Origin of the sequence: Polynucleobacter sp. SHI8 (assembly GCF_027944005.1) — a bacterium.
Lineage (GTDB): Bacteria > Pseudomonadota > Gammaproteobacteria > Burkholderiales > Burkholderiaceae > Polynucleobacter.
In genome coordinates this window covers 1,474,149-1,496,224 of sequence record NZ_AP027204.1, presented here as the reverse complement: position 1 = coordinate 1,496,224, position 22,076 = coordinate 1,474,149, and the positions used below count along the sequence as shown (strand labels likewise).

Below are 22,076 nucleotides of genomic sequence, written 5' to 3'. Positions count from 1 at the left end.
ATTAAATCGCTACAGGGGCTTTGATTGCAGGATGACATTCATAGCCAAGCACTTCAAAATCTTCAAATTCATAATCAAAAATACTAGATGGAGTACGTTTGATGACCAGTTGTGGAAGAGGTAGCGGATCTCTAGTCAGTTGCAAATTAACTTGTTCAAGGTGGTTTGAATATAAGTGACAATCGCCACCCGTCCAGACAAAATCACCTACCTCAAGACCCGTTTGCTGAGCCACCATATGGGTGAGTAATGCGTAGCTTGCGATATTAAAAGGAACACCCAAGAAAATATCTGCACTACGTTGATAGAGTTGGCAAGAAAGTTTCCCATCTGCCACATAAAACTGGAAAAACGCATGGCATGGAGCTAGAGCCATTGACGGAATATCTGCCACATTCCAGGCGGAGACAATAATCCTTCGCGAATCTGGAGTCGATTTAATTTGTTCAATGATTTGGCTAATTTGATCGATATGTTCACCACTTGGCGTTGGCCAAGAGCGCCATTGATAGCCATAGATAGGCCCTAATTCACCATCAGGCTTTGCCCACTCATTCCAAATAGAAACACCACGCTCAGTTAGCCAGTTATTATTCGTACTACCTTTGAGGAACCAAAGCAGTTCATAAATGATAGATTTGAGATGGAGTTTTTTGGTGGTCACCATAGGAAAGCCTTTAGCCAAATCAAAGCGCATTTGGTGGCCAAAGACGGATAAAGTTCCAGTACCAGTTCGATCAGTTTTTTTGACGCCATGATCGAGAACGTGGCGCATCAGATGTAAATAAGAATCCATGACTTATTTTAGGCGAAAACCAAAGCCATGCGAATATTTAGTGCGATTTTATTTCTGATGTTTTGTTACGTGCCCGAATACCTAGACCTAAAATCACGATTAAAGACACGGCCATCAAGATAAATTCATTATATGGATGAAGGATTTCGTTGAACCAAGGGTCTAGCAGTTTTTCATGGCCAATCATTTTGACTCCAGTAATAATGAGCACAGTCCCACCGACGTAGATCAGCCAGGTATATTTTTCAAGCAGTTTTAGAACCAATTGACTGCCAAATACAACAATCGGAATACTAATGAGAAGACCGATAACAACTAAATAAATATTCCCTTCAGATGCTCCTGCGACAGCTAAAACATTATCAATCCCCATCACTGCATCGGCAATAATAATGGTGCGCATTGCACCCCAGAAGGTGACAGATCCAGCTTCTTTATGATCATCACCACTATCTGTGATGAGTTGATAAGCAATATAAAGTAGGGCTAGGCCACCGATGGCGCTTAAACCTGGAATCTTCAATAATTGCACCGCCAAAATAGTCATGAGGGTACGAATTACAATTGCACCAACACAGCCCCACATAATCGCTTTACGCTGAAGGTTGGCAGGGAGATTTTTAGTGGCAAGAGCAATCAAAATCGCATTATCCCCAGCAAGTACTAGGTCAATAATGATGATTGCGATTAAATTATCAATGAGGGCGGCGTATTCAGCAGGCATATTTCAAGAATATAGCAGTTTTAATGACATTCAAACCTAAAACCTTAAAACCTAGTCAAAAGTAGGGGTTTCTACGCCAAGTACTTTATGCAGTTTAGGAGATGTTGTGGTGTATTGCAGATGTACCTTTTTATCGGGGTACATATATTCTTTCGCAGCAAAAGCTGCCAAAGCTGCTTCGTGAAAGCCGGATAAGATCAGTTTCTTTTTACCTGGGTAGGTATTGATATCGCCAACAGCATAGATGCCTGGAATATTCGTTGCGAATTTTTCCGTATCGACCACGAGTTGTTTACGCTCGATGTCTAAGCCCCATTCAGCAATTGGACCTAGTTTTGGGGATAGACCAAAGAAGACCAAGAGCATATCGAGAGGAATACGGCGTGTGACGCCATCAGCGCCGGTTACTTTAATTTCGGTCAGAGTAGAGTCTTTTTCTTCAAAGCCAGTAATTTGACCGACTTCGAACTGCATTTCATACTCTGCACAAAGTTCTTTCATTTTGGCAACAGATGCGGGTGCTGCTTTAAAGCCATCACGACGGTGGATCAGAATGACACTTTCAGCTTTGCCAACAAAGTTAAGAGCCCAGTCTAAAGCGGAGTCACCACCACCACAAATCACGATATTTTTACCAAAGAAAACCTCAGGATTTTTCACACGGTAAAAGAGTTGTTTATTTTCAAACGTTTCTATACCATCGACCTTGATTGTTCTTGGCTGAAATGAGCCGACACCAGCTGCAATAAAGATAGTTTTGGTTAAAAAGCGGGTATCTTTTGACGTTACAACTAAGAACCTACCATCCTGTTGTTGCGCAACCTCAACCACTTCCTGGCCTAAATGGAATGTCGGGTGAAAAGGCTCAATTTGCTTTAACAGATTATCAGTGAGTTCCTGACCGGTACATACTGGAACGGCAGGGATGTCATAAATTGGTTTGTCAGGATAGAGTTCAACACACTGCCCTCCAACCACGGGAAGAGAATCAATGACATGCGCATTAATTTCTAATAGACCGAGCTCGAATACCTGAAATAGTCCAACAGGACCCGCACCAACAATTACTGCTTCAGTTTCAATGAGGGGTAAACCAGGTGAAGTGTTTAAATCTGACACTTGAAATTCCTAAAAAAATATTTGGAAATAATATTAGCGCACGAGTTGATCGAGCTTATTTTTAACATCTTTCCAATCTTCTGCCTCAGGCAAAGAACCTTTGGATTTGGTGATCGACTTCCAAGAACGCGCGAGTTCAGTATTGAGAGAGATAAATTGTTGTTGGTCACCTGGAACATCATCTTCTGCATAAATCGCATTCACTGGGCACTCAGGGACACAAACGGCGCAATCAATGCACTCATCCGGATCGATGACTAAAAAATTAGGGCCTTCACGAAAGCAGTCAACTGGGCAGACATCCACACAATCGGTGTATTTACATTTGATGCAAGATTCTGTGACAACGTAAGTCATAATGAAATAAAGTTAAGCATTAAAAACTCATTTTACCGTAAAAATTACTTGATTTTCATTCGCTTAGATTGTTTTATTATTTTTTGACTAAATAAGCATCTATTTCCTGATGGCGTAGTTGCTTCCACTACAATCAATTTTTAGTCGATTTCGGAGAAAAGTGTATGACAACAAGCCCAGCAAAACCGAAGATTTTTGTTGCACGGCAGATATTCCCAGAGGGTCTAGAGCGACTACGTGCGGTTGCTGATCTTGATTACAACGACCAAACTGCCCCACTAAGCCCAAGTGAATTAACCATCCGCTTAGCAAACGTTGACGGTGCTTTAGTGACTGGTAGCGAAAAAATCGATGCACAAACATTGAGTCAGGCAGATCGTTTAAAAATTGTCTCCAATATTGCCGTCGGGTTTAATAATTTTGATATGCAATGCCTCACTGATAAAAATATTTTCGCCACTAACACACCAGAAGTTTTGACCGATACCACCGCAGATATGGGATTTTTATTATTGATGGCAGCCGCAAGACGACTTTCTGAGAGCGAGCATTGGTTACGAGCAGGTCATTGGCAGAACTGGTCTTTAGGTGGCATGATGGGAGTGGATATTCATCATTCCACGATTGGGATTTTGGGGATGGGTCGAATTGGACAAGCGATTGCCAAACGAGCTTTAGCTTTTGGTATGACCGTGATTTACTATAACCGTCGACGACTCTCAGAAGAGATTGAGAAGGAGTGTCAAGCTAACTATGTGAGCAAAGAAGAGTTACTAACAAGCGCTGATCATGTGATGTTAGTTATGCCATATGTTCCAGAAAATCATCATTTTATTGGGGAAAAAGAACTTGCCTTGATGAAGCCTACGGCCACCTTGATCAATATTGCAAGAGGAGGTATTGTGGATGAGAATGCCTTAATTCAGGCTTTGAAGAATCACCAGATTTTCTCTGCTGGCCTTGATGTATTCGAAGGGGAGCCTAATATTCATCCAGGATTATTAGAAGTGCCAAATATTGTTTTAGCACCCCATATTGGGAGTGCAACCAAAAAAACACGTTTAGCGATGATGCATTTAGCGATTGATAATTTACTGGCGGGTCTTAATCAAGAGCGACCGCCTAATTTAATCAATACGGAGTTATTGAAGTGATGATTTAAAAAAAGACTTAGCGATCTTCAGGAATTTCTTTGAGATCAAGTTCGATGCCACCAAATTTTGCAGCCACCCAGTTATAGACTTTACAAGCAAGCCATAACACTGCAAAGCCTAAAACCACGTTCAAAAATACCCCGTACAAGACAACAAATAAGGGGATTTCGCCATAACGAAGGTAGGCGTCTATAAAGAACAAGCCAATGACTGGCAGTGAAAAACACATATAAACCAAGACAAGCGTTTTGGCTGTATGCATCGGATCAACCGATATGATTTCTCTTTTACTGCTGGTCATGAAAAATTGTTTCTTTAATGAATACGGTTTAAAAGACAACAATTATATTAGATTAAACAATTTATTACAGAGATATCTACAAGATCACCATGAAATATTTGTGTCTGAGATGATGGTAGATTAACTAGGCAGTCTGCCTCACTCATGGATCGCAAAATCCCAGAACCTTGATGACCATGTGGCTTGACCCAAAGATTACCAGATGCATCACGATGCAAGATCCCGCGAATAAATTCTGTACGACCAGGCCTTTTGGTAAAAGAACCATCAAATTTTGCTTGGAAGCTGGTTGGAATATGGTTCGCACCCCCCATATAGAGCAGGATATCTTGTACAAATTGATAAAAAGTCACCATCACAGCAACAGGATTGCCCGGCAAACCAAATAAGACCGCTGAAGAATCCGTCGCATTAATTTTACCGAAGGCCATCGGGCGTCCGGGTTTGATGGCAAGAGTCCAAAATGCAACATCACCTAAATCTTGCATCATTTTTTTGGTGAAGTCTGCCTCACCTACCGAGACACCACCTGATGTAATAATAGCATCTGCCTGATTTGCCGCGGTGGAGAATACTTCTCGCAGCGCAGCAGGATCATCGCGCACTATACCTAAATCGATTAATTGCACACCTAACTGAGTTAGCATTCCAAGAAGGGTGTAGCGATTACTATCATACAAAGCACCCCCACGAATCTCAGCACCTAAAGGAGTTACTTCATCTCCCGTTGAGAAATAGGCTACAGTGATGCGTTTTTTAACCTGAACAGTCGCAAAGCCCATTGAGGCAATTAAGCCAAGATCACTGGGGCGCAGAATACGTCCAGATGGCAAAACCTCATCTCCTAAACGAAGATCCTCACCTTGCAGTCGAAGATTATCACCCGCAGTAATTTTTAAAGGATCAAATGTAATTTCTTGAGAATTAACCGTTACCCATTCTTGCGGAATAACCGTATCGCAACACGATGGCATGACGGCACCAGTCATGATGCGAAGACAATGGAGATTCGGGTCAAATTGTTGCATTAATTCTTGTTGAGGCGCTTGACCAGCCATTTGTTTGCCAATGACCGTGAGTTCAATCGTGGATTGATTGCTTAACGCTGTGGAGGAAAACGCATAGCCATCCATCGCCGAATTATTGGCTGATGGTACATTCATGTTGGCAATGATAGGAACTGCAAGAACGCGCCCTAAAGAAGTTTCTAGTGGAATAATTTCGTTTCCAAGTTTGATACGAAATTCATGCGTATAGGAGCGCATAAACTCTTTTGCAATATCGATTTGCAGTGCATTAGGGTTGAACAAGTCACTCCCTTTTTGCTGTTGCCAATTCTTTTGTAGTTGCCCTGTATCTGGAAATAATGGATTCACGACAGTAGGCCTTCCATCTTCAAAAGTTCTTCAGGAGTATTGATATTTGCAAAAGCAGATTCATCTGGAAAAAGTACCTCAGCATAATTTAGTTGATGGAACCAACGATCGATTTTACGATCTCCGTGATCTAAAAATTGACTCAGATGATCCTTTAAACCATTGCGTATTAAACAAAATACCGATTGGTTTTGTTGTTGATCTTGACTATTTTTTGTCACTGCGTAACTGACATCGGCATGACTTGCTTGTAAGCCCATGAATAAGCGCTCGACCAAGTCTAGTGGGAAAACAGGGGAGTCACATGGAACAATCGCCAAATAAGGGGCTTTGCATTGACTTAGACCCACATAAAAACCTGCCAGTGGACCAGAAAAATCTAAATGAGTATCTGCGTAGACAGGTAATTTTGATAATGCATAACGATCTTGATTGCGATTGGCATTGAGCATCAAAGCACCCACTTGAGGGGCAAGCCTTTCTATACAGTGCTCAAAGAGTGGACGTTGTTTGAGCTGAATAAGACCTTTATCTTGACCACCCATTCTTTGGGCTTGACCACCACACAAAATTAAACCTTCAATCAATGATCTATCCATGATTTTTATCCCCCGATATACGACATTTCCACTTTGGGATGATGGATTTCACCTTTTTGAATTTGCGTTCGTAACTCCGAGTACCGATCATCACGTGATTGCCAAATATGCGCAATTGAATTGGCAATTGCAAGGTCATTCACGTCTGAACGAAGTAGCGTTTTTAGGTCGTAACCTTGATTTGCAAATAGACAGAGGAATAATTTACCTTCCATGGAAATTCTGGCACGTGTACAGGTATGACAAAAGGTTTCCGTCACACTTGAAATAACACCAATTTCACCACCACCATCGAGCATTTTCCAACGTTGAGCAACTTCGCCAGGATAGTCAGGATCAATCGCAACTAATGGAAATTGTTCATGGATTCTTTCAATCACTTGACGCGATGGCAAAACCTCATTCATTTGCCAACCATTCGTATTGCCAACATCCATGTATTCAATGAAACGGACAATTACACCCGTATTTCGAAAGTGTTTAATCATCGGCAAAATTTCGTGATCATTCACACCTTTTTTGACAACCATATTGACTTTGACCGATTCGAACCCCACCTCAATAGCCGCCTCGATACTATCAAGTACATCACGCACCGCAAAATCAACATCATTCATTTTCCGAAAGCTAGCATCATCGATACCATCCAAGCTTACTGTGATACGTTTTAAGCCAGCATCTTTGAGAGCATTTACCTTCTTTTTCAGTAAACTGCCATTCGTGGTTAATGTGAGATCAATCGGCATTTGATCCAGTGTTTGCAAAGGTGATAACATTGCAACAAGATGTTCAATCCCTTTACGAAGAAGGGGTTCACCACCAGTTAGCCGAATCTTTTTTACCCCATGGGTAATAAAAATCTGAGCAAGGCGAGTAATTTCTTCAAAGGTCAATAATTCTTTTTGGCCTAGGTAGTTGTAATCACTCGTAAAAATTTCTTTAGGCATGCAGTATGGACACCGAAAATTACAGCGATCCGTAACTGAGATTCTTAAGTCTTGAAGAAACCTGCCACGGAAGTCTTGTAAAACTCCCGTGGGTTGATTAAATTGCTTTGGCACCAGTGCATGCTTTGTTTTACTTTGGAGAGCATCCAAAGCAGAGATTGGGATGATTTTTTTCATTCCAATATCAAGTCGTCGTTAATGAACAACGCGCTCAGCACCGCCAGTTTCCACCAAAATCATTGGACCTTCAGTTAGTGGGGTAGCCGGTCTTGGTTCACGAGGAACATGAGTAGGTTTCGGTTGAGCAGCAATTTGACGAAGCACTTCTTGATGACGCTCTGGATTGGTATCGACCCAGACTAAACCAACATGAGATAAAACAGCCTCTAAAGGCTCACGATTTAAGGCTTGCATAGCTACTGTTGGTAATGCTACAGGAATTTTAGGTACAGGAACCGCCGCTACGATCGTTGGTGCTACAACATCAGGTGCGATTGGAGCAACATTGAGTGATGCATTTTGGGTGCTAGCCACAGAATTTGTTACACCTGTGTTGGAACTCATTTGTGAAGCAGAGTTTGCGCTCTGATCCGGCATTTGTTCAGTCAAAACCAGTTGTTCAGATGCATCCGTTGTTTTGTCATTACGATCGGCACGATCTTTATTGCGATTACGATTGCGACGATTACGTGAACGACGTTTTTCATCGCTACCTTCCTTTGACTCTGAAGCAATTTGAGGTATTTCCGAACCATTTACTAAAGCAGTTTCAGTCGATTTTTCTTGCTCAGGGCGTTGGTTACGACCACGCTTTGGTTTTGGAGCAGAGCCAGAAACGTTGGTGCCAGCATTTAAACCTGCATCTACCGTATTTTCAAGATTTTTAGCTGGAGCATCTGCTGTGCGTTGCTGATCTGGGCGACCACGGCGTTGGGGTTGTTTGCGAGCAGGGCGATGAGCGGGTTGCGCAGGAGCAACCACCACTGCTGCTGGCGCAGGAGCTGCGGGAGCGACACTAAAAAGGCGCTTAATAAAGCCCATAAAACCAATGGTTTGATTAGGGTTTGCTGGAGCTTGTACCTTCGCTTGTTCAGCACGTTGATTAATTGGTGCAGGCTGACTTGGCGTAATGCCGCGAACCGCAGCAACTTGGCGAGGTTTAACTTCCTCTGCGCGTTTACTGACAATCGTATCCTCTTCCATTTCTTTTGTCACTTCTTCAGCAATCGCATAACTTGCTTTATTTTGATCGAGTCTAGGATCATCATGACGCAATCTTTCGAGCTTGTAGTGAGGCGTTTCTAGATATTTATTTGGAATTAAGAGAACATTGACTTTGGAACGAGCTTCAATTTTGATCACTTCTGAACGTTTTTCATTCAATAAGAAAGCAGCCACATCCACTGGCACTTGGCAGTGAATTGCCGCCGTATTTTCTTTCATACTTTCTTCTTGAATAATACGTAAGACTTGCAGAGCTGAGGACTCAGTATCGCGGATATGGCCAGTACCCGTACAACGTGGGCAGGTAATATGACTACCCTCTGATAACGCAGGGCGTAGACGTTGACGAGAAAGTTCCATCAAACCAAATTTGGAAATTTTCCCCGTTTGAACGCGAGCGCGATCATGTCTTAGGGCATCTTTGATACGATTCTCAACATCCTTTTGACTCTTTGTGGACTCCATATCAATAAAGTCAATCACGATCAGGCCACCTAAGTCACGAAGACGCATTTGACGAGCGATTTCATCAGCAGCTTCTAAGTTCGTCCTTGTTGCTGTTTCTTCGATATCAGAGCCGCGCGTTGCACGAGCCGAGTTGACGTCGACAGAAACTAAAGCTTCAGTATGGTCAATTACAATCGCACCACCGGAGGGTAGGTTGACTGTTCTGGAGTAGGCCGTTTCAATTTGGTGCTCGATTTGAAAGCGAGAAAATAGTGGCACATCCTCAAGGTATCGCTTGACCTTTGGCATATTGTCAGGCATTACGACAGACATAAATGCTTGTGCTTGTTCGAAAATGTCGTCCGTATCGATGAGAATTTCACCGATGTCTGGCTGGAAATAATCCCGAATCGCACGGATTACCAGGCTAGATTCTAGGTATATAAGCAGAGGAGCTTGGTTCGACTTGGCGGCGGAGTCAATTGCAGACCACAATTGCATGAGATAACTTAAATCCCATTGCAATTCTTCCGTATCACGACCAATACCAGCCGTTCTTGCAATAATGCTCATACCATCAGGAATTTCAAGACCAGCCATTGCCTCACGGAGCTCTTGACGATCTTCACCCTCAATACGTCTTGAAACACCACCCCCACGAGGATTATTGGGCATCAATACTAAATAGCGACCAGCTAAAGAGATAAAACTAGTTAATGCAGCACCTTTATTGCCACGTTCTTCTTTCTCCACCTGCACGATGATTTCTTGACCCTCTTTGAGAGCGTCCTTAATCGTTGCCTTTTTAACATCGACACCCTCGGCAAAGTAAGCGCGTGAGATTTCTTTAAATGGTAAAAAACCATGGCGTTCTTCACCATAGTTCACAAAACAAGCCTCTAAAGAAGGCTCAATTCGGGTAATTACACCTTTGTAAATATTGCCTTTTTTTTGTTCACGACCAGCGGCTTCAATATCGAGATCGACTAGTTTTTGCCCATCGACAATCGCAACGCGCAATTCTTCTTGTTGGGTTGCGTTAAATAACATTCTTTTCATAACAGTTTCCTTTTCAGAAAGCGCTAAAGCAAAAGAAGTTTTAACAGGGCGAAGATAGGGTAACCAGGAGGTTCACCAAACTGGATATGGAAATCATATCCAAAAAACCTTTTATATTTAATAACTTATATCTTATTAAACTTACTGCTTCGCATGCTCGCTAGGACTTTACAGCCACTAAGCGTTCACAAAAATATCTGTCAAACTTCCATTTATGCTCTAAAAGAGCTTTCAATTTCTGCTCCTCATTACAACAAGGGGGGAGCTACCTTGGGGAAAATGCCTTCCCTAGCTATAATTAGTGCAGTTACAGTAAAACACAGTTGGAAATATTCTGATTTGGATTCGTCGCAACCGCAGTTTTTAATGCACTAGCCCCGATTATATTGCAAAGTCATTGTATTTAGTAAAACTCCTACATATATATACAAAATAATTTATAAAGTCCCTCCATGTCTGAATCTAGCGTTAGTCAAATCACCATTTCAGAGGAAGAAGAAGGGCAAAGATTAGACAATTTCCTCCTTAAATGGGCAAAAGGAGTACCCAAAAGCCATATTTATCGAATTATTCGATCTGGTGAAGTTCGGGTCAATAAGAAGAGGGCGACCGTCACCACGCGGATTGCGGCAGGAGATGTTTTACGCATACCTCCCATTAGAGTTTCGTATCGTGAAGATATTTCTCATGATGTAAAAATTGAGTATTCTGCCAAAAAGATCTCTGAGGAGATGCCGATCTTGTTTGAGGATGCTCACTTATTGATTGTCAATAAACCATCAGGTTTAGCTGTTCATGGAGGTTCGGGCGTTTCTTTAGGATTAATTGAAGCATTAAGAATGGCACGACCGGAATTAAAATTTTTAGAGCTGGTCCATCGCCTTGATCGGGATACCTCGGGGGTGCTCATTTTAGCTAAAAAAAGAAGTGCACTTACAGCCATGCATGAGGAGATTCGAGAAGGTCGGGTCGATAAAAGATATGTGTTGGTAGCGCATGGTCAATTTCAAGGTGGGCAAGGTCATGTTTCCTTAAAGTTTCCGCTGCACAAATACCTCTTGCCAAATGGTGAACGACGGGTGCGGGTCGACCAAGGTGGTCAGGAGAGTTACACCATCATCAAACAACTTGGATCCTCACATCAGGAACAGTGTTTTGTTGCGGAGGCGATACTTAAAACCGGTAGAACCCATCAAATTCGCGTTCATTTACAGTACATTGGACATCCCATTTTAGGTGATGATAAATATGGAGATTCGGACCTTGATAAAAAAATTGGTGTAAAACGATTAATGCTTCACGCTTTTCGTTTAGTCTTTACACATCCATCATCCAAAGAAAAAATCCAAATACAGGCGCCATTGCCTGCAGGTTTTTCGATTGATCCATTGGGTAATACTCAAGAGGTAATAAAAATATGAAGACGGCAGAGTTACGATATGAAATGATTGTTTGGGATTGGGACGGTACTATTATGAATTCCACGCCCACAATTGTGGATTGCATGCAAAAAGCCTGCGCGGATTTGGATTTAGAAATACCGACAAATGAATTAGCTAGTCACGTGATTGGACTTGGACTACACGAATCGATTAAGATCATTCTACCGAACTTAGATCTAGGAGATTACCCGATAGTTCTCGAGCGTTTTCGACATTATTATCTCAGTCAAGATCATGAATTAATTTTGTTTCACGGAATTCGTGAATTGCTAGAAGAATTAAAAAAGAAAGGTCATTTATTGGCGGTTGCAACGGGTAAGCCGCGCCATGGATTAGATCGAACCCTAAAGCTTCATGGCTTAGAGCAGTTTTTTCATGACACGAAGACCGCTGATCAAACACGTGCAAAGCCGCATCCCCAAATGCTGCTCGAGCTTCTCGACCAATGGGGAACACCGCCGCATAAAGTCGTGATGATTGGCGATACATCACATGATTTAAAAATGGCAAAAAACGCTGGGGTTGATGCGATTGCAGTGACGTATGGGGCTCATCCTAAAGAAGAGCTCTTAGTTCATACCCCACTTGCGTGCGTTGATCATGTAAAAGAATTAAGAGAAATACTCCTGCGTTAAAGTATTAAAAAATCAAAAGGAAACTGTATGAGTGAAGAGTCAAGTTGGGAAAAGCAGGCATTAGAAAGCTTGCTTAATGAAAATTTAAAAGATAAGCGCAGTGAAAGAAGATGGCGCACCATTTGGCGTGTGATTTGGCTGGGGTTGTTTTTATTTGCCCTTTATACATTTTTTAATCCCTTTAAAAATAAGTCCAGTTCCGTACTTGGTAAACATACAGCACTCATCAATATTCAAGGTGAAATTGCAAGTAATACACCTGCCAATGCAGGTGATATTAATGCCGCACTTCAAGCCGCATTTGAAAGTCCTGACAGTGTTGGTGTGATTGTCAAAATTAATAGTCCAGGTGGCTCTCCAGTGCAAGCAGGGATGATTCATGATGAAATGTTGCGTTTAAGAAAAGAGTATCCGAAAAAACATTTATATGTTGTAGTTGAAGATATCTGTGCCTCAGGTGGCTATTACATTGCGGTGGCCGCGGAAAAAATTTATGTGGATAAAGCAAGTTTAATTGGCTCGATTGGCGTCATTATGAGTGGCTTTGGATTTACAGGTCTTATGGATAAATTAGGGGTTGAACGTCGCGTAATTACTGCGGGTGAAAACAAAGACATGCTCGATCCATTTATAAAGCAAGACCCCAAAAATCGTGAAGTATTACAAACGATGATTAATGAGATTCATCAACAATTTATTGATGTTGTCAAAAATGGCCGTGGCGATCGTTTAAAACCCAATGACACATTGTTTACTGGAATGGTGTGGAATGGTGCGCGTAGTATTGAGCTTGGGATTGCCGATGAAATCGGGACAATGGATTTTGTCGCCAAAGAAGTGATTGGTCAAAAAGACATTATTGATTATTCACAAACAGAGAATGTTGCAGAGCGGATTGCCAAACGGTTTGGCGCCTCTTTTGGAACATCTTTTGCGCAGGCCATGCAATTGATGTCAGTCAAGTAATTACGCTTGCATGACAAATACAGCCGGGCGACGATCGAGGTCTTGCGGTAACTTAGGAGATTGGGATAGTAGTAATTTTTTCCACTCCTCGATACTCAAGCGAAGGACTAGTTCACTCTCGAGAGTTAAGTCCATTGCTACACAGAGTTGCGTTTGAGGCAGTAAAAAATCAGTGAGGCTTTGTAGCATTGAAGTATTTCGGTAGGGGGTTTCAATCCAAAGATGAGCTGATTGATGGAGTTTTGAATCTTGTTCGATAGATTTGATTTTCTTTTGGCGCTCTGGTCCCTTAATGGGAAGGTATCCATGAAAAGAAAAATGTTGACCACTCATCCCAGAGGCCATCAGAGCGAGCATTAAAGAGTTTGGTCCTGTTAACGGGCGTACTTGAATACCCATTTGATGCGCAAGAGCGACGATTTCTGTTCCTGGATCCGCGATGGCGGGAAGACCTGCCTCGGACATCAAGCCCATATCTTGACCTTGCAATAATGGTGCAATTAAATCTTTTGGCGATACCTCAGAGCGAGGGCCGCGCCACTGCGTCATTTTGATTTCTTGAATGGGTTTACGAAGAGGGGTGATTTGATGCACTGCCCCCAAAAATGAGCGGGCAGTTTTAGCATTCTCCACTATCCAGCAATCAAGTTCCGCGGCAATTTGTGCGACGAAAGGTGGGATTACATGAGTGATTTGCGACTCACGATTCTCTTCCCCAAGTGTATTGGGTACTAAAAATAGTCGACCTTTTTTCATGGTGTGGGCGTTAAAGCTATTTGAGGGGCTGGAATTGCGTAACCGACTGAACGTAAAAGGCCTGAGAGAGCAATTAGTGGTAAGCCGATGAGAGCCGTTGGATCTTCGCTTTTAATTTTAGACAATAAGCTGATTCCTAGACCCTCTGATTTAGCACTTCCAGCGCAGTCATATGGTTTTTCAGCGTGTAGATAATTTTCTAGAACAGCATCATCTAAATCATGAAAACTGACTGTCGTCGGAATACATATATAAATAGAGCGATGGGATTGGTGATGCATCAAACACAAGCCAGTTTTAAAAACCACTCTTTTGCCTTGCATTATTTTGAGTTGCGCTAAGGCTTTTTCGTGAGTACCGGGTTTACCAATAGCATGACCATTGAAATCCGCAACTTGATCCGAAGCAATCACCCAAGCATTTGGGTGAAGCTGCGCGACTGCTTGCGCTTTTTGTTGAGAAAGACGTTCAATGAGATCATCCGTTGATTCATCAGGAAGTTGAGATTCATCAATGTTGGGAGCAATACATTCAAATGGGATCCGCAAGCGCTCTAATAATTCTTTTCGATAGATAGAAGAAGAGGCTAGAATAAGAGGAGGTTGGTCTTTCATTGGATTCTTAAGAAAAAAGTAATGACTCGAAAAAATATGCCAGTTAAAGAATTAAACGCAAGTGTATCTTCGCTTGCTCAAGTTGATTTTAAGTCAGGTCAACTACTCCATGGTAAAGGTTTTTTGAAATTAATGGAATTGCCACGGATAGTTGAAGAAATCAACAAGCGTAGTTTAGTAGATGAATTTTCTGCTCAAGAACTTACCTGGGAATTACATTCATGGATCGATGAATTGCCCGGAGGTGGGCAAGAATATCGTATTCAATTGATTCTTGACTTATCGTATCCCCTTGAGTGTCAGCGTTGTCTCCAGCCGTTTTTAGATGAACTACATATTGTTTCGCAATTTGTTTTAAAAGACACCATAGAAGAGGTCGAGAATTTCCCGTTAGACAATGATGAAGAAGATGCCTTGTTGACCAGTCATCAATTTCAGTTATTGGAATTAATTGAAGATGAAATCTTGCTCAATCTTCCATTGATACCAAAGCACCCATCTGAAGTATGTGAATCTAAGATGATTTTTGTCCCAGGAATTGTTGGTAGTGGTGAAGAAAGTATCAGTAATGAAGCAGAAAATTCACCAAAAAACCCATTTGAAAGTCTCAAAAAGTTGAAATTTGATGCTTAAGGTTGAAAAGGATTAGATTTTTTGCCAAATAAGTGTTAAAATTTTGGATTGTTTAGGAGTTAATACTATGGCCGTCCAGCAGAATAAAAAATCCCCATCTAAGCGTGGCATGCACCGTGCTCATGACTTTTTAGTTGCACCCTCATTGGCGGTAGAGCCAACGACAGGTGAAGCGCATTTGCGCCATCATGTTAGCCCATCTGGCTACTATCGTGGTCGTAAAGTAGTTAAGACTAAAAACGATTAATTTGTTGTTAAACCTTCTAGGGTTTGATATAAAAGATGGATTCCGTTAAAGAATTCATATGCATAATAAGACGACAAAAGTCGTCTTATTTCCACCTCTCTTCGATATGACAATTTCCATTTCTGTTGATGTAATGGGTGGCGATTATGGCGTGTCTGTAACTGTTCCTGCTTGTTTGGATCTTTTGCATGATTACGAAGATACTGCAGTCATTTTAGTTGGTGATGAGGCCGCAATCCAAAAAGCCCTCAAAAAAGTTTCCGAAGAATATAAAAAACGCATCAAAATTGTTTCAGCGACTGAAGTCATTAGTAGTGATGATTCCATCGAAGTAGCACTTCGTCGTAAAAAAGATTCATCGATGCGTGTTGCCATTGAACAGGTAAAAGAACAGCATGCGGATGCAGCTGTTTCTGCAGGAAATACCGGTGCACTGATGGCTATTTCGAGATACTTGTTAAAAACCCTTCCTGGCATTGATCGTCCAGCAATTGCAACAAGAATGCCCAATCAAAAAGGTACCGGTACGACCGTCTTAGATTTAGGTGCCAATTCTGATTGTGAAGCGTTTCATCTTTTGCAATTTGCACAAATGGCTAATGTGATGGTGCGCGTGATTGATAACAAACCTAGTCCGACCATTGGCTTATTAAATATTGGTGAAGAAGTGATTAAGGGCAATGAAGTGGTCAAACAGGCGGGAGAGTTATTGCGCCAAAGCCAGCTCAACTTTTACGGCAACGTAGAAGGTAATGATATTTTTAAAGGAACCACCGATGTTGTGGTGTGTGATGGCTTTGTTGGTAATGTGGCTTTAAAAACCAGTGAAGGTTTAGCCAGCATGATTTCCCAAATGATTAAAGAAGAATTTAGTCGATCACTATTAACGAGATTTTTAGCTTTTTTAGCATTACCGATTTTATTAAGATTTCGGAAGCGTGTTGACCATCGAGCCTATAACGGCGCCATGCTCTTAGGATTAAAAGGTTTAGTTATTAAAAGTCATGGATCTGCTGATAAGTATGCCTTTTATGTCGCTTTGCTACGTGCCTACGAGGCGGCTAAAAATAAGATGGTTGAAAACATAGAAAAAGCATTTGAACATGAAAAAATTCATGAATCTGCACCAGTAGAAACTGAAATTTCAACGCCTGTTGAAAATGTCGAGATAAAATCTTAGTCTATGAGCACATATGCAAAGATTATTGGCACTGGAAGTTATTTACCTCCAAACAAGGTAAGTAATGATGAGTTAGCCAAGCGACTAGAGCTGCAGGGAATCGAGACAAGCGATGAGTGGATTTACTCTCGGAGTGGCATAAAAAGTCGTTTTTTTGCAAGTCCTGAGCAAATGACCAGTGATTTAGCTGTTGAGGCCGCTAAGGCTGCCATCGAGGTGGCACAGATTGATATTCAAACGATTGATTTAATCATTTTGGCAACCTCTACGGCCGATCATCTAGGTGGCTTTCCAAGTACTGCTTGCGTAGTGCAAGATAAATTAGGGATTACAAGTCATTGCGCCGCATTTGATGTTCAGGCAGTTTGTTCAGGATTTATCTATGGGCTCAACTTGGCCGATGCACTGATTCGGTCAGGCACGAATCAAAGAATACTTGTGATTGGTGCCGAAGTTTTCTCCAGGATATTAAATTTCCAAGATCGCACGACATGTGTTTTATTTGGTGATGGTGCTGGAGCTGTATTGCTAGAAGCAAGCAATGAGCAAGGAATATTGAGTACAGCCCTTCATGCAGATGGTTCCCATCGAGATATTTTGTGTGTGCCAGGTAATACGAGTGCAGGTGGTATTGTTGGTTCAGCATTTTTGAAAATGGATGGGCAGGCCGTATTTAAACTAGCCGTCAAAGTACTGGAGCAAGTGGCGATTGAGGTTTTAGACAAAGCGCAATTAACAACGGCTCAAATTGATTGGTTAATTCCCCACCAAGCGAATATTCGCATTATGGAGGGAACAGCTAAAAAGCTTGGGATTGCTTTAGATCATGTCATCGTGACCTTAGCTGAGCAGGGAAATACCTCAGCCGCATCAATTCCTTTAGCATTAGATGAAGGTGTGCGCAGTTGCAAAATTCAGCGTGGACAATATTTATTATTAGAAGGTGTTGGTGGTGGATTTACATGGGGTGCAGCTTGCATCCGTTATTAAAGTAAATTGACCGTAAAATTGAATATATGAATAAAAAAATAGCTTTTGTATTTCCTGGTCAAGGTTCTCAAACCGTTGGCATGTTAGATGCATTTAGTGGCGACGCAGTTGTGCAGAGTACGCTTCAAGAGGCGAGTGCTGCGATTGGGTTTGATCTCGGACAAATGATTCAAGCAGGACCTGCAGAAACTTTAGCTTTAACAGAGAACACCCAACCGGTGATGTTAGCAAGTGCGATTGCCATTTACCGCGCTTGGTTAGCGGCGGGCGGTGTTGTACCCTCGATGGCGGCAGGGCATAGTTTAGGTGAGTACACTGCTTACGTTGCAGCAGGTGCAATTGGATTTCATGATGCGATACCCCTTGTTCGTTTTCGTGCTCAAATGATGCAAAATGCAGTTCCCGTTGGTAGTGGAAGTATGGCGGCAATTGTTGGTATGGATGATGCGAGTGTGATTGAGCTATGTAAAAGTAGTCAATTAGCTACGGGTAAAATTGTTGAAGCGGTGAACTTTAATGCCCCGAATCAAGTGGTGATTGCAGGTGATAAAGAAGCGGTTGACGATGCTAGTGCAAAGGCTAAGCCTGCTGGGGCAAAGTTAGTTGCACCCCTTGCTGTTTCCGCACCATTTCATTCCAGTTTATTAAGGCCTGTAGCTGATCCATTACGTGATTATTTGAGTAAAATTGATATCCATTCACCCGGCTTTGCTGTGGTGAATAATGTTGATGTGACAGTCATTGATGATCCAATAGGGATTCGAGATACATTAGTTCGCCAGTCTTATTCACCAGTGAGATGGGTACAGACTATTCAATACATGTCGAATCAGGGGATTACCCACATAGTAGAGTGTGGTCCTGGTAAGGTTTTAGCTGGTATGGTTAAGCGGATAGATGCAGAATTAAAAGTTATGAATATTTATGATCCAATGAGTATTGCGCAAGTTCTTGAAGAGTTAAGTAAATAATATGAATGTTCAATTACAAGGTAAGGTAGCTCTCGTCACGGGAGCGTCACGTGGGATTGGTCAAGCGATTGCTTTGCAATTGGCAAAATCTGGTGCCATCGTGATCGGTACCTCAACTTCAGAGTCTGGAGCGCAGTCTGTCACTCAAGTGTTAGCTCAAAGCGCGGAAATTCCTCATGCTGGAAAAGGCATGGTGTTAAACGTTACGGATATTAAAGCTTGTGATGACATGATTGATGCCATTGTCAAAGAGTATGGTGGACTGCATATATTAGTTAATAATGCAGGTATTACAAAAGATCAATTGGCAATGAGAATGAAAGATGACGATTGGGATCAAGTTATTCAAACCAATTTATCTGCCGTCTTTCGTCTCAGCCGTGCTGTTTTAAGACCGATGATGCGGGCCAAAGGTGGCAGAATTATTCATGTGACATCGATTGTTGGGCATATGGGTAATCCTGGTCAGGCAAATTACGCCGCTGCAAAAGCAGGGGTGGCAGGTATGAGTCGATCACTTGCCCGTGAAATAGGTAGTCGAAATATTACCGTCAACTGTGTTGCGCCAGGCTTTATTGATACAGATATGACACGAGCTTTATCAGAAGATCAACAGAATGCTTTGAAGGGAAATATCCCTCTGGGTAGGCTGGGAACTGCTGATGATGTAGCAAATGCGGTGGTTTTTTTGGCCTCTGATCAAGCAGGATACGTCACAGGAACCACTTTGCATGTCAATGGCGGGTTATATCTCGCATAATGTTTTACGAAACTGATAAAATACTTTTTAATTTAACAACATCCCTGGAGGGAACGCATGGACAATATTGAACAACGAGTTAAGAAAATCGTCGCCGAGCAATTAGGCGTAACAGAAGCTGAGGTTAAAAACGAATCTTCATTCGTCAATGACTTAGGCGCTGATTCACTCGATACCGTTGAGCTTGTAATGGCTTTAGAAGATGAATTTGGTATTGAGATTCCTGATGAAGAAGCAGAGAAGATCACTACAGTTCAATTAGCAATTGATTTTGCTTCTTCAAAAGCACAAGGCTAATCATAGTGTCTTTCGCAAGAGACCAACGCCGGGTGGTTGTTACCGGCTTAGGTTTAGTTAGTCCTGTAGGTAATACCGTTGCAACAGCTTGGGATAATCTCCTAGCGGGTAAATCGGGTATTGCTACGATATCTAAATTTGATCATTCAGGTTTATCAGTGCATTTTGCTGGTGAAGTCAAAGATTTTCAAATTGAGGACTATATTTCCGCCAAAGAAGCTAGGCATATGGATACTTTTATTCATTATGGCATTGCGGCTGGAACGCAAGCATTTACAGACAGTGGTTTAGTCATCACAGAAGAAAACGCAGAACGTTGTGGCGTTCTTGTGGGTTCAGGCATTGGTGGTTTGCCAATGATTGAAGAAACCCATAAGGAATATGTGGAACGTGGTGCTAGAAGAATTTCACCATTCTTTGTACCGGGTTCAATCATTAACATGATTTCTGGTTACTTAAGTATTAATCTGGGTCTCAAAGGTCCTAATCTAGGTGCGGTAACTGCTTGTACTACCGGATTACATAGTTTAGGTCTTGCTGCAAGGTTAATTCAGTATGGTGATGCCGATGTCATGATTGCCGGCGGTGCTGAGTCAACAGTTTCTCCGTTAGGTATCGGCGGTTTTGCCGCTGCAAGAGCGCTCTCAACTAGAAATGATGATCCTTTGACTGCTTCACGTCCTTGGGATAAAGACCGCGATGGTTTTGTTCTCGGTGAGGGTGGTGGTGTGATGGTTCTAGAAGAATATGAACATGCCAAAGCTCGCGGGGCAAAGATTTATGCTGAACTTGCCGGATTTGGTATGAGTGGTGACGCATACCATATGACGGCTCCTAACATGGATGGTCCTAGACGTTGCATGATTAATGCACTTAAAGATGCAGGCGTCAATTCTGATCAAGTTGATTATATTAATGCCCATGGAACTTCGACTCCACTTGGCGATAAAAATGAAACAGAAGCAATTAAAGCCGCGTTAGGTGATCTTGCCAAGCGTGTCGTTGTCAACTCAACGAAATCCATGACCGGTCACCTATTGGGTGGCGCAGGTGGATTAGAGGCTGTATTTACGGTCTTGGCTTTGCATCATCAAAAGTCACCTCCGACAATCAACATTTTTAATCAAGACCCAGAATGTGATTTAGATTACTGCGCAAATACTGCAAGGGATTTAAAGATAGATATTGCGGTCAAAAACAATTTTGGTTTTGGTGGAACTAATGGCACATTAGTTTTCAAAAGACTTTAAAATACAAAATTATTAACAATTTAATTTTCTTTTGTCAATGATTGCTATCCATAGCGGTTTTATGTTTTTAAGAAAAATACTCACATTGAGTTTGTTTTTTATAGGTTTGACTATTGCCTATGGGCAAAGTCCTACAACTACTTCTTCAGACCCACTCAATATTCAGACGCCGCAACCGACACGGCGCGTGATAGGTGACTTTTCTGATTTAGTTGAAAAAGCAAGTCCTGCGGTGGTCAATATTCGCACTACAGAGCGCGTAACGGTTTATCAAGTCCCTTCCAACATTACCCCACAAGATCAAGCTGAATTTTTACGACGCTTTTTTGGTATTCCAATTCCAGGCTTACCTCAACAGCAGCAGCCAAGAACCCCGAATCAAGCCGGCCCTAAGTCACAAGAGCAAGAGCGGGGAACAGGTTCAGGCTTTGTGATTGATGGTAGTGGTTTCATTCTCACCAATGCACACGTAGTAGAGGGTGCTACAACGATTTATGTCACATTGACAGATAAACGTGAGTTCAAAGCAAAATTGATTGGTTCTGACCCTAAAACCGATGTAGCCTTAATTAAAATCGAAGCAAATAATTTAACCAAATTACCCATTGGCGAGTCATCGAAGGTTCGCGTTGGGGAATGGGTGCTTGCGATTGGATCACCTTTTGGGTTTGACAATACCGTGAGTGCGGGCATCATTTCTGCAAAAGGGCGTGAAGTCAACGATAGCATTACACCATTTATACAGACCGATGTAGCAATTAATCCAGGAAACTCTGGTGGTCCTTTGATTAACACCCGTGGTGAAGTGATTGGTATCAATTCACAAATTTATAGTAAATCTGGTGGTTTTATGGGGATTTCCTTTGCCATTCCGATTGATGAGGCGATTCGGATTTCCGATATATTGCGTACAAATGGCCGTGTTGTAAGAGGAAGAATTGGTATTACGATTACTGAGCTCAATAAAGAGTTGGCGGAAAGTATTGGTTTTAGTGGTAAGGCAAGAGGTGTTTTGATTCGAGGTTTAGATCCAAACGCTCCTGCAGCCCAATCTGGTATTGAGGTGGGTGATGTCATTTTAAAAATCAATGACAAAGATATTGAAAAAGGTGCTGATTTAACGAGAACAGTTAGTGAAGTAAAGCCAGGAACTAAAGTGAGGTTATTAGTCTGGCACAAGGGAGTAACGCGCGAGCTCAATGTCCCTGTTGTTGAGATAGATACGCCTCGCA

At 42.0% G+C, this 22,076-nt stretch carries 23 protein-coding genes and 1 pseudogene; 13 read left to right on the top strand and 11 right to left on the bottom strand.

Annotated elements, in window-relative coordinates; all coding sequences use genetic code 11:
* Window position 1: 1 nt before the first annotated feature.
* Genes QMN06_RS07480 through fdxA form a run of 4 tightly spaced genes read right to left on the bottom strand, consistent with a single transcriptional unit; the run spans window position 2 to window position 2,996 of the window.
* Window positions 2-796 (bottom strand): thymidylate synthase, encoded by a 795-nt coding sequence (locus tag QMN06_RS07480; RefSeq protein ID WP_281969507.1) that lies wholly within the window; start codon window positions 794-796, stop codon window positions 2-4.
* Between the two features lie 37 nt (window positions 797-833).
* A complete protein-coding gene (locus QMN06_RS07475) occupies window positions 834-1,520 on the bottom strand; it encodes a TerC family protein (RefSeq protein WP_281969506.1) in 687 nt (228 codons plus the stop codon).
* A gap of 51 nt (window positions 1,521-1,571) precedes the next feature.
* Complete coding sequence (locus QMN06_RS07470; RefSeq protein WP_281969505.1) at window positions 1,572-2,639, bottom strand: NAD(P)/FAD-dependent oxidoreductase; 1,068 nt, start codon at window positions 2,637-2,639, stop codon at window positions 1,572-1,574.
* A gap of 33 nt (window positions 2,640-2,672) precedes the next feature.
* Window positions 2,673-2,996, bottom strand: a complete 324-nt coding sequence (gene fdxA / locus QMN06_RS07465) for a ferredoxin FdxA (RefSeq protein ID WP_281969504.1) — start codon at window positions 2,994-2,996, stop codon at window positions 2,673-2,675.
* Window positions 2,997-3,160: 164 nt separating this feature from the next.
* On the opposite strand from fdxA, the gene QMN06_RS07460 reads away from it, so the two are divergent.
* The gene (locus QMN06_RS07460) at window positions 3,161-4,150 is read left to right on the top strand and encodes a D-glycerate dehydrogenase (RefSeq protein WP_281969503.1); all 990 of its coding nucleotides are present in this window, start codon (window positions 3,161-3,163) and stop codon (window positions 4,148-4,150) included.
* A 16-nt stretch (window positions 4,151-4,166) separates the two neighbouring features.
* Here the strand turns inward: QMN06_RS07460 and QMN06_RS07455 are convergent, their stop codons facing one another.
* The 5 genes from QMN06_RS07455 to QMN06_RS07435 are packed head-to-tail and all read right to left on the bottom strand — an operon-like array spanning window position 4,167 to window position 10,103.
* Window positions 4,167-4,451, bottom strand: a complete 285-nt coding sequence (locus QMN06_RS07455; protein ID WP_281969502.1) for a hypothetical protein — start codon at window positions 4,449-4,451, stop codon at window positions 4,167-4,169.
* 47 nt (window positions 4,452-4,498) lie between these two features.
* The gene (gene glp / locus QMN06_RS07450) at window positions 4,499-5,827 is read right to left on the bottom strand and encodes a gephyrin-like molybdotransferase Glp (RefSeq protein ID WP_281969501.1); all 1,329 of its coding nucleotides are present in this window, start codon (window positions 5,825-5,827) and stop codon (window positions 4,499-4,501) included.
* Complete coding sequence (gene mobA / locus QMN06_RS07445; RefSeq protein ID WP_281969500.1) at window positions 5,824-6,426, bottom strand: molybdenum cofactor guanylyltransferase MobA; 603 nt, start codon at window positions 6,424-6,426, stop codon at window positions 5,824-5,826. Before mobA ends, glp begins: the two co-directional genes overlap by 4 nt.
* A gap of 5 nt (window positions 6,427-6,431) precedes the next feature.
* The gene (moaA, locus tag QMN06_RS07440) at window positions 6,432-7,550 is read right to left on the bottom strand and encodes a GTP 3',8-cyclase MoaA (RefSeq protein ID WP_281969499.1); all 1,119 of its coding nucleotides are present in this window, start codon (window positions 7,548-7,550) and stop codon (window positions 6,432-6,434) included.
* A gap of 18 nt (window positions 7,551-7,568) precedes the next feature.
* The gene (locus QMN06_RS07435; RefSeq protein WP_281969498.1) at window positions 7,569-10,103 is read right to left on the bottom strand and encodes an Rne/Rng family ribonuclease; all 2,535 of its coding nucleotides are present in this window, start codon (window positions 10,101-10,103) and stop codon (window positions 7,569-7,571) included.
* Window positions 10,104-10,555: 452 nt separating this feature from the next.
* On the opposite strand from QMN06_RS07435, the gene QMN06_RS07430 reads away from it, so the two are divergent.
* Genes QMN06_RS07430 through QMN06_RS07420 form a run of 3 tightly spaced genes read left to right on the top strand, consistent with a single transcriptional unit; the run spans window position 10,556 to window position 13,146 of the window.
* The gene (locus QMN06_RS07430) at window positions 10,556-11,524 is read left to right on the top strand and encodes an RluA family pseudouridine synthase (RefSeq protein ID WP_281969497.1); all 969 of its coding nucleotides are present in this window, start codon (window positions 10,556-10,558) and stop codon (window positions 11,522-11,524) included.
* Window positions 11,521-12,180 carry an HAD-IA family hydrolase gene (locus tag QMN06_RS07425; protein ID WP_281969496.1) on the top strand — a complete coding sequence of 220 codons (660 nt, stop codon included), beginning with the start codon at window positions 11,521-11,523 and terminating at the stop codon, window positions 12,178-12,180. Before QMN06_RS07430 ends, QMN06_RS07425 begins: the two co-directional genes overlap by 4 nt.
* A 27-nt stretch (window positions 12,181-12,207) precedes the next feature.
* Window positions 12,208-13,146: a S49 family peptidase gene (locus tag QMN06_RS07420; RefSeq protein ID WP_281969495.1), complete on the top strand. Its 939-nt coding sequence runs from the start codon at window positions 12,208-12,210 to the stop codon at window positions 13,144-13,146.
* Here QMN06_RS07420 and QMN06_RS07415 read toward each other — a convergent pair whose 3' ends face one another.
* Together QMN06_RS07415 and QMN06_RS07410 are read right to left on the bottom strand one after the other, a co-directional pair.
* Window positions 13,147-13,902, bottom strand: a complete 756-nt coding sequence (locus tag QMN06_RS07415; RefSeq protein WP_281969494.1) for an SAM-dependent methyltransferase — start codon at window positions 13,900-13,902, stop codon at window positions 13,147-13,149.
* Window positions 13,899-14,516, bottom strand: a complete 618-nt coding sequence (locus QMN06_RS07410; RefSeq protein ID WP_281969493.1) for a Maf family nucleotide pyrophosphatase — start codon at window positions 14,514-14,516, stop codon at window positions 13,899-13,901. Before QMN06_RS07410 ends, QMN06_RS07415 begins: the two co-directional genes overlap by 4 nt.
* 21 nt (window positions 14,517-14,537) lie before the next feature.
* On the opposite strand from QMN06_RS07410, the gene QMN06_RS07405 reads away from it, so the two are divergent.
* From QMN06_RS07405 to QMN06_RS07365, 9 genes and pseudogenes are all read left to right on the top strand, one after another.
* Window positions 14,538-15,149 (top strand): DUF177 domain-containing protein, encoded by a 612-nt coding sequence (locus QMN06_RS07405; protein WP_281969492.1) that lies wholly within the window; start codon window positions 14,538-14,540, stop codon window positions 15,147-15,149.
* Between the two features lie 67 nt (window positions 15,150-15,216).
* Complete coding sequence (rpmF, locus tag QMN06_RS07400; RefSeq protein ID WP_281969491.1) at window positions 15,217-15,396, top strand: 50S ribosomal protein L32; 180 nt, start codon at window positions 15,217-15,219, stop codon at window positions 15,394-15,396.
* Window positions 15,397-15,502: 106 nt separating this feature from the next.
* On the top strand, window positions 15,503-16,576 hold the full coding sequence (plsX, locus tag QMN06_RS07395; protein WP_281971744.1) for a phosphate acyltransferase PlsX: 1,074 nt from the start codon (window positions 15,503-15,505) through the stop codon (window positions 16,574-16,576).
* 3 nt (window positions 16,577-16,579) lie between these two features.
* A complete protein-coding gene (locus QMN06_RS07390; RefSeq protein WP_281969490.1) occupies window positions 16,580-17,566 on the top strand; it encodes a beta-ketoacyl-ACP synthase III in 987 nt (328 codons plus the stop codon).
* Window positions 17,567-17,592: 26 nt separating this feature from the next.
* Window positions 17,593-18,537: an ACP S-malonyltransferase gene (fabD, locus tag QMN06_RS07385; RefSeq protein ID WP_281969489.1), complete on the top strand. Its 945-nt coding sequence runs from the start codon at window positions 17,593-17,595 to the stop codon at window positions 18,535-18,537.
* A 1-nt stretch (window position 18,538) separates the two neighbouring features.
* On the top strand, window positions 18,539-19,297 hold the full coding sequence (gene fabG, locus QMN06_RS07380; RefSeq protein ID WP_281969488.1) for a 3-oxoacyl-ACP reductase FabG: 759 nt from the start codon (window positions 18,539-18,541) through the stop codon (window positions 19,295-19,297).
* A gap of 57 nt (window positions 19,298-19,354) precedes the next feature.
* Window positions 19,355-19,594, top strand: coding sequence for an acyl carrier protein (gene acpP / locus QMN06_RS07375; protein WP_108646345.1), 240 nt, complete (start codon window positions 19,355-19,357; stop codon window positions 19,592-19,594).
* 5 nt (window positions 19,595-19,599) lie between these two features.
* Window positions 19,600-20,844, top strand: a complete 1,245-nt coding sequence (gene fabF / locus QMN06_RS07370) for a beta-ketoacyl-ACP synthase II (RefSeq protein ID WP_281969487.1) — start codon at window positions 19,600-19,602, stop codon at window positions 20,842-20,844.
* 160 nt (window positions 20,845-21,004) lie between these two features.
* Window positions 21,005-22,063 (top strand): annotated as a pseudogene (locus tag QMN06_RS07365) (Do family serine endopeptidase); the annotation flags it as partial.
* Window positions 22,064-22,076 lie beyond the last annotated feature (13 nt).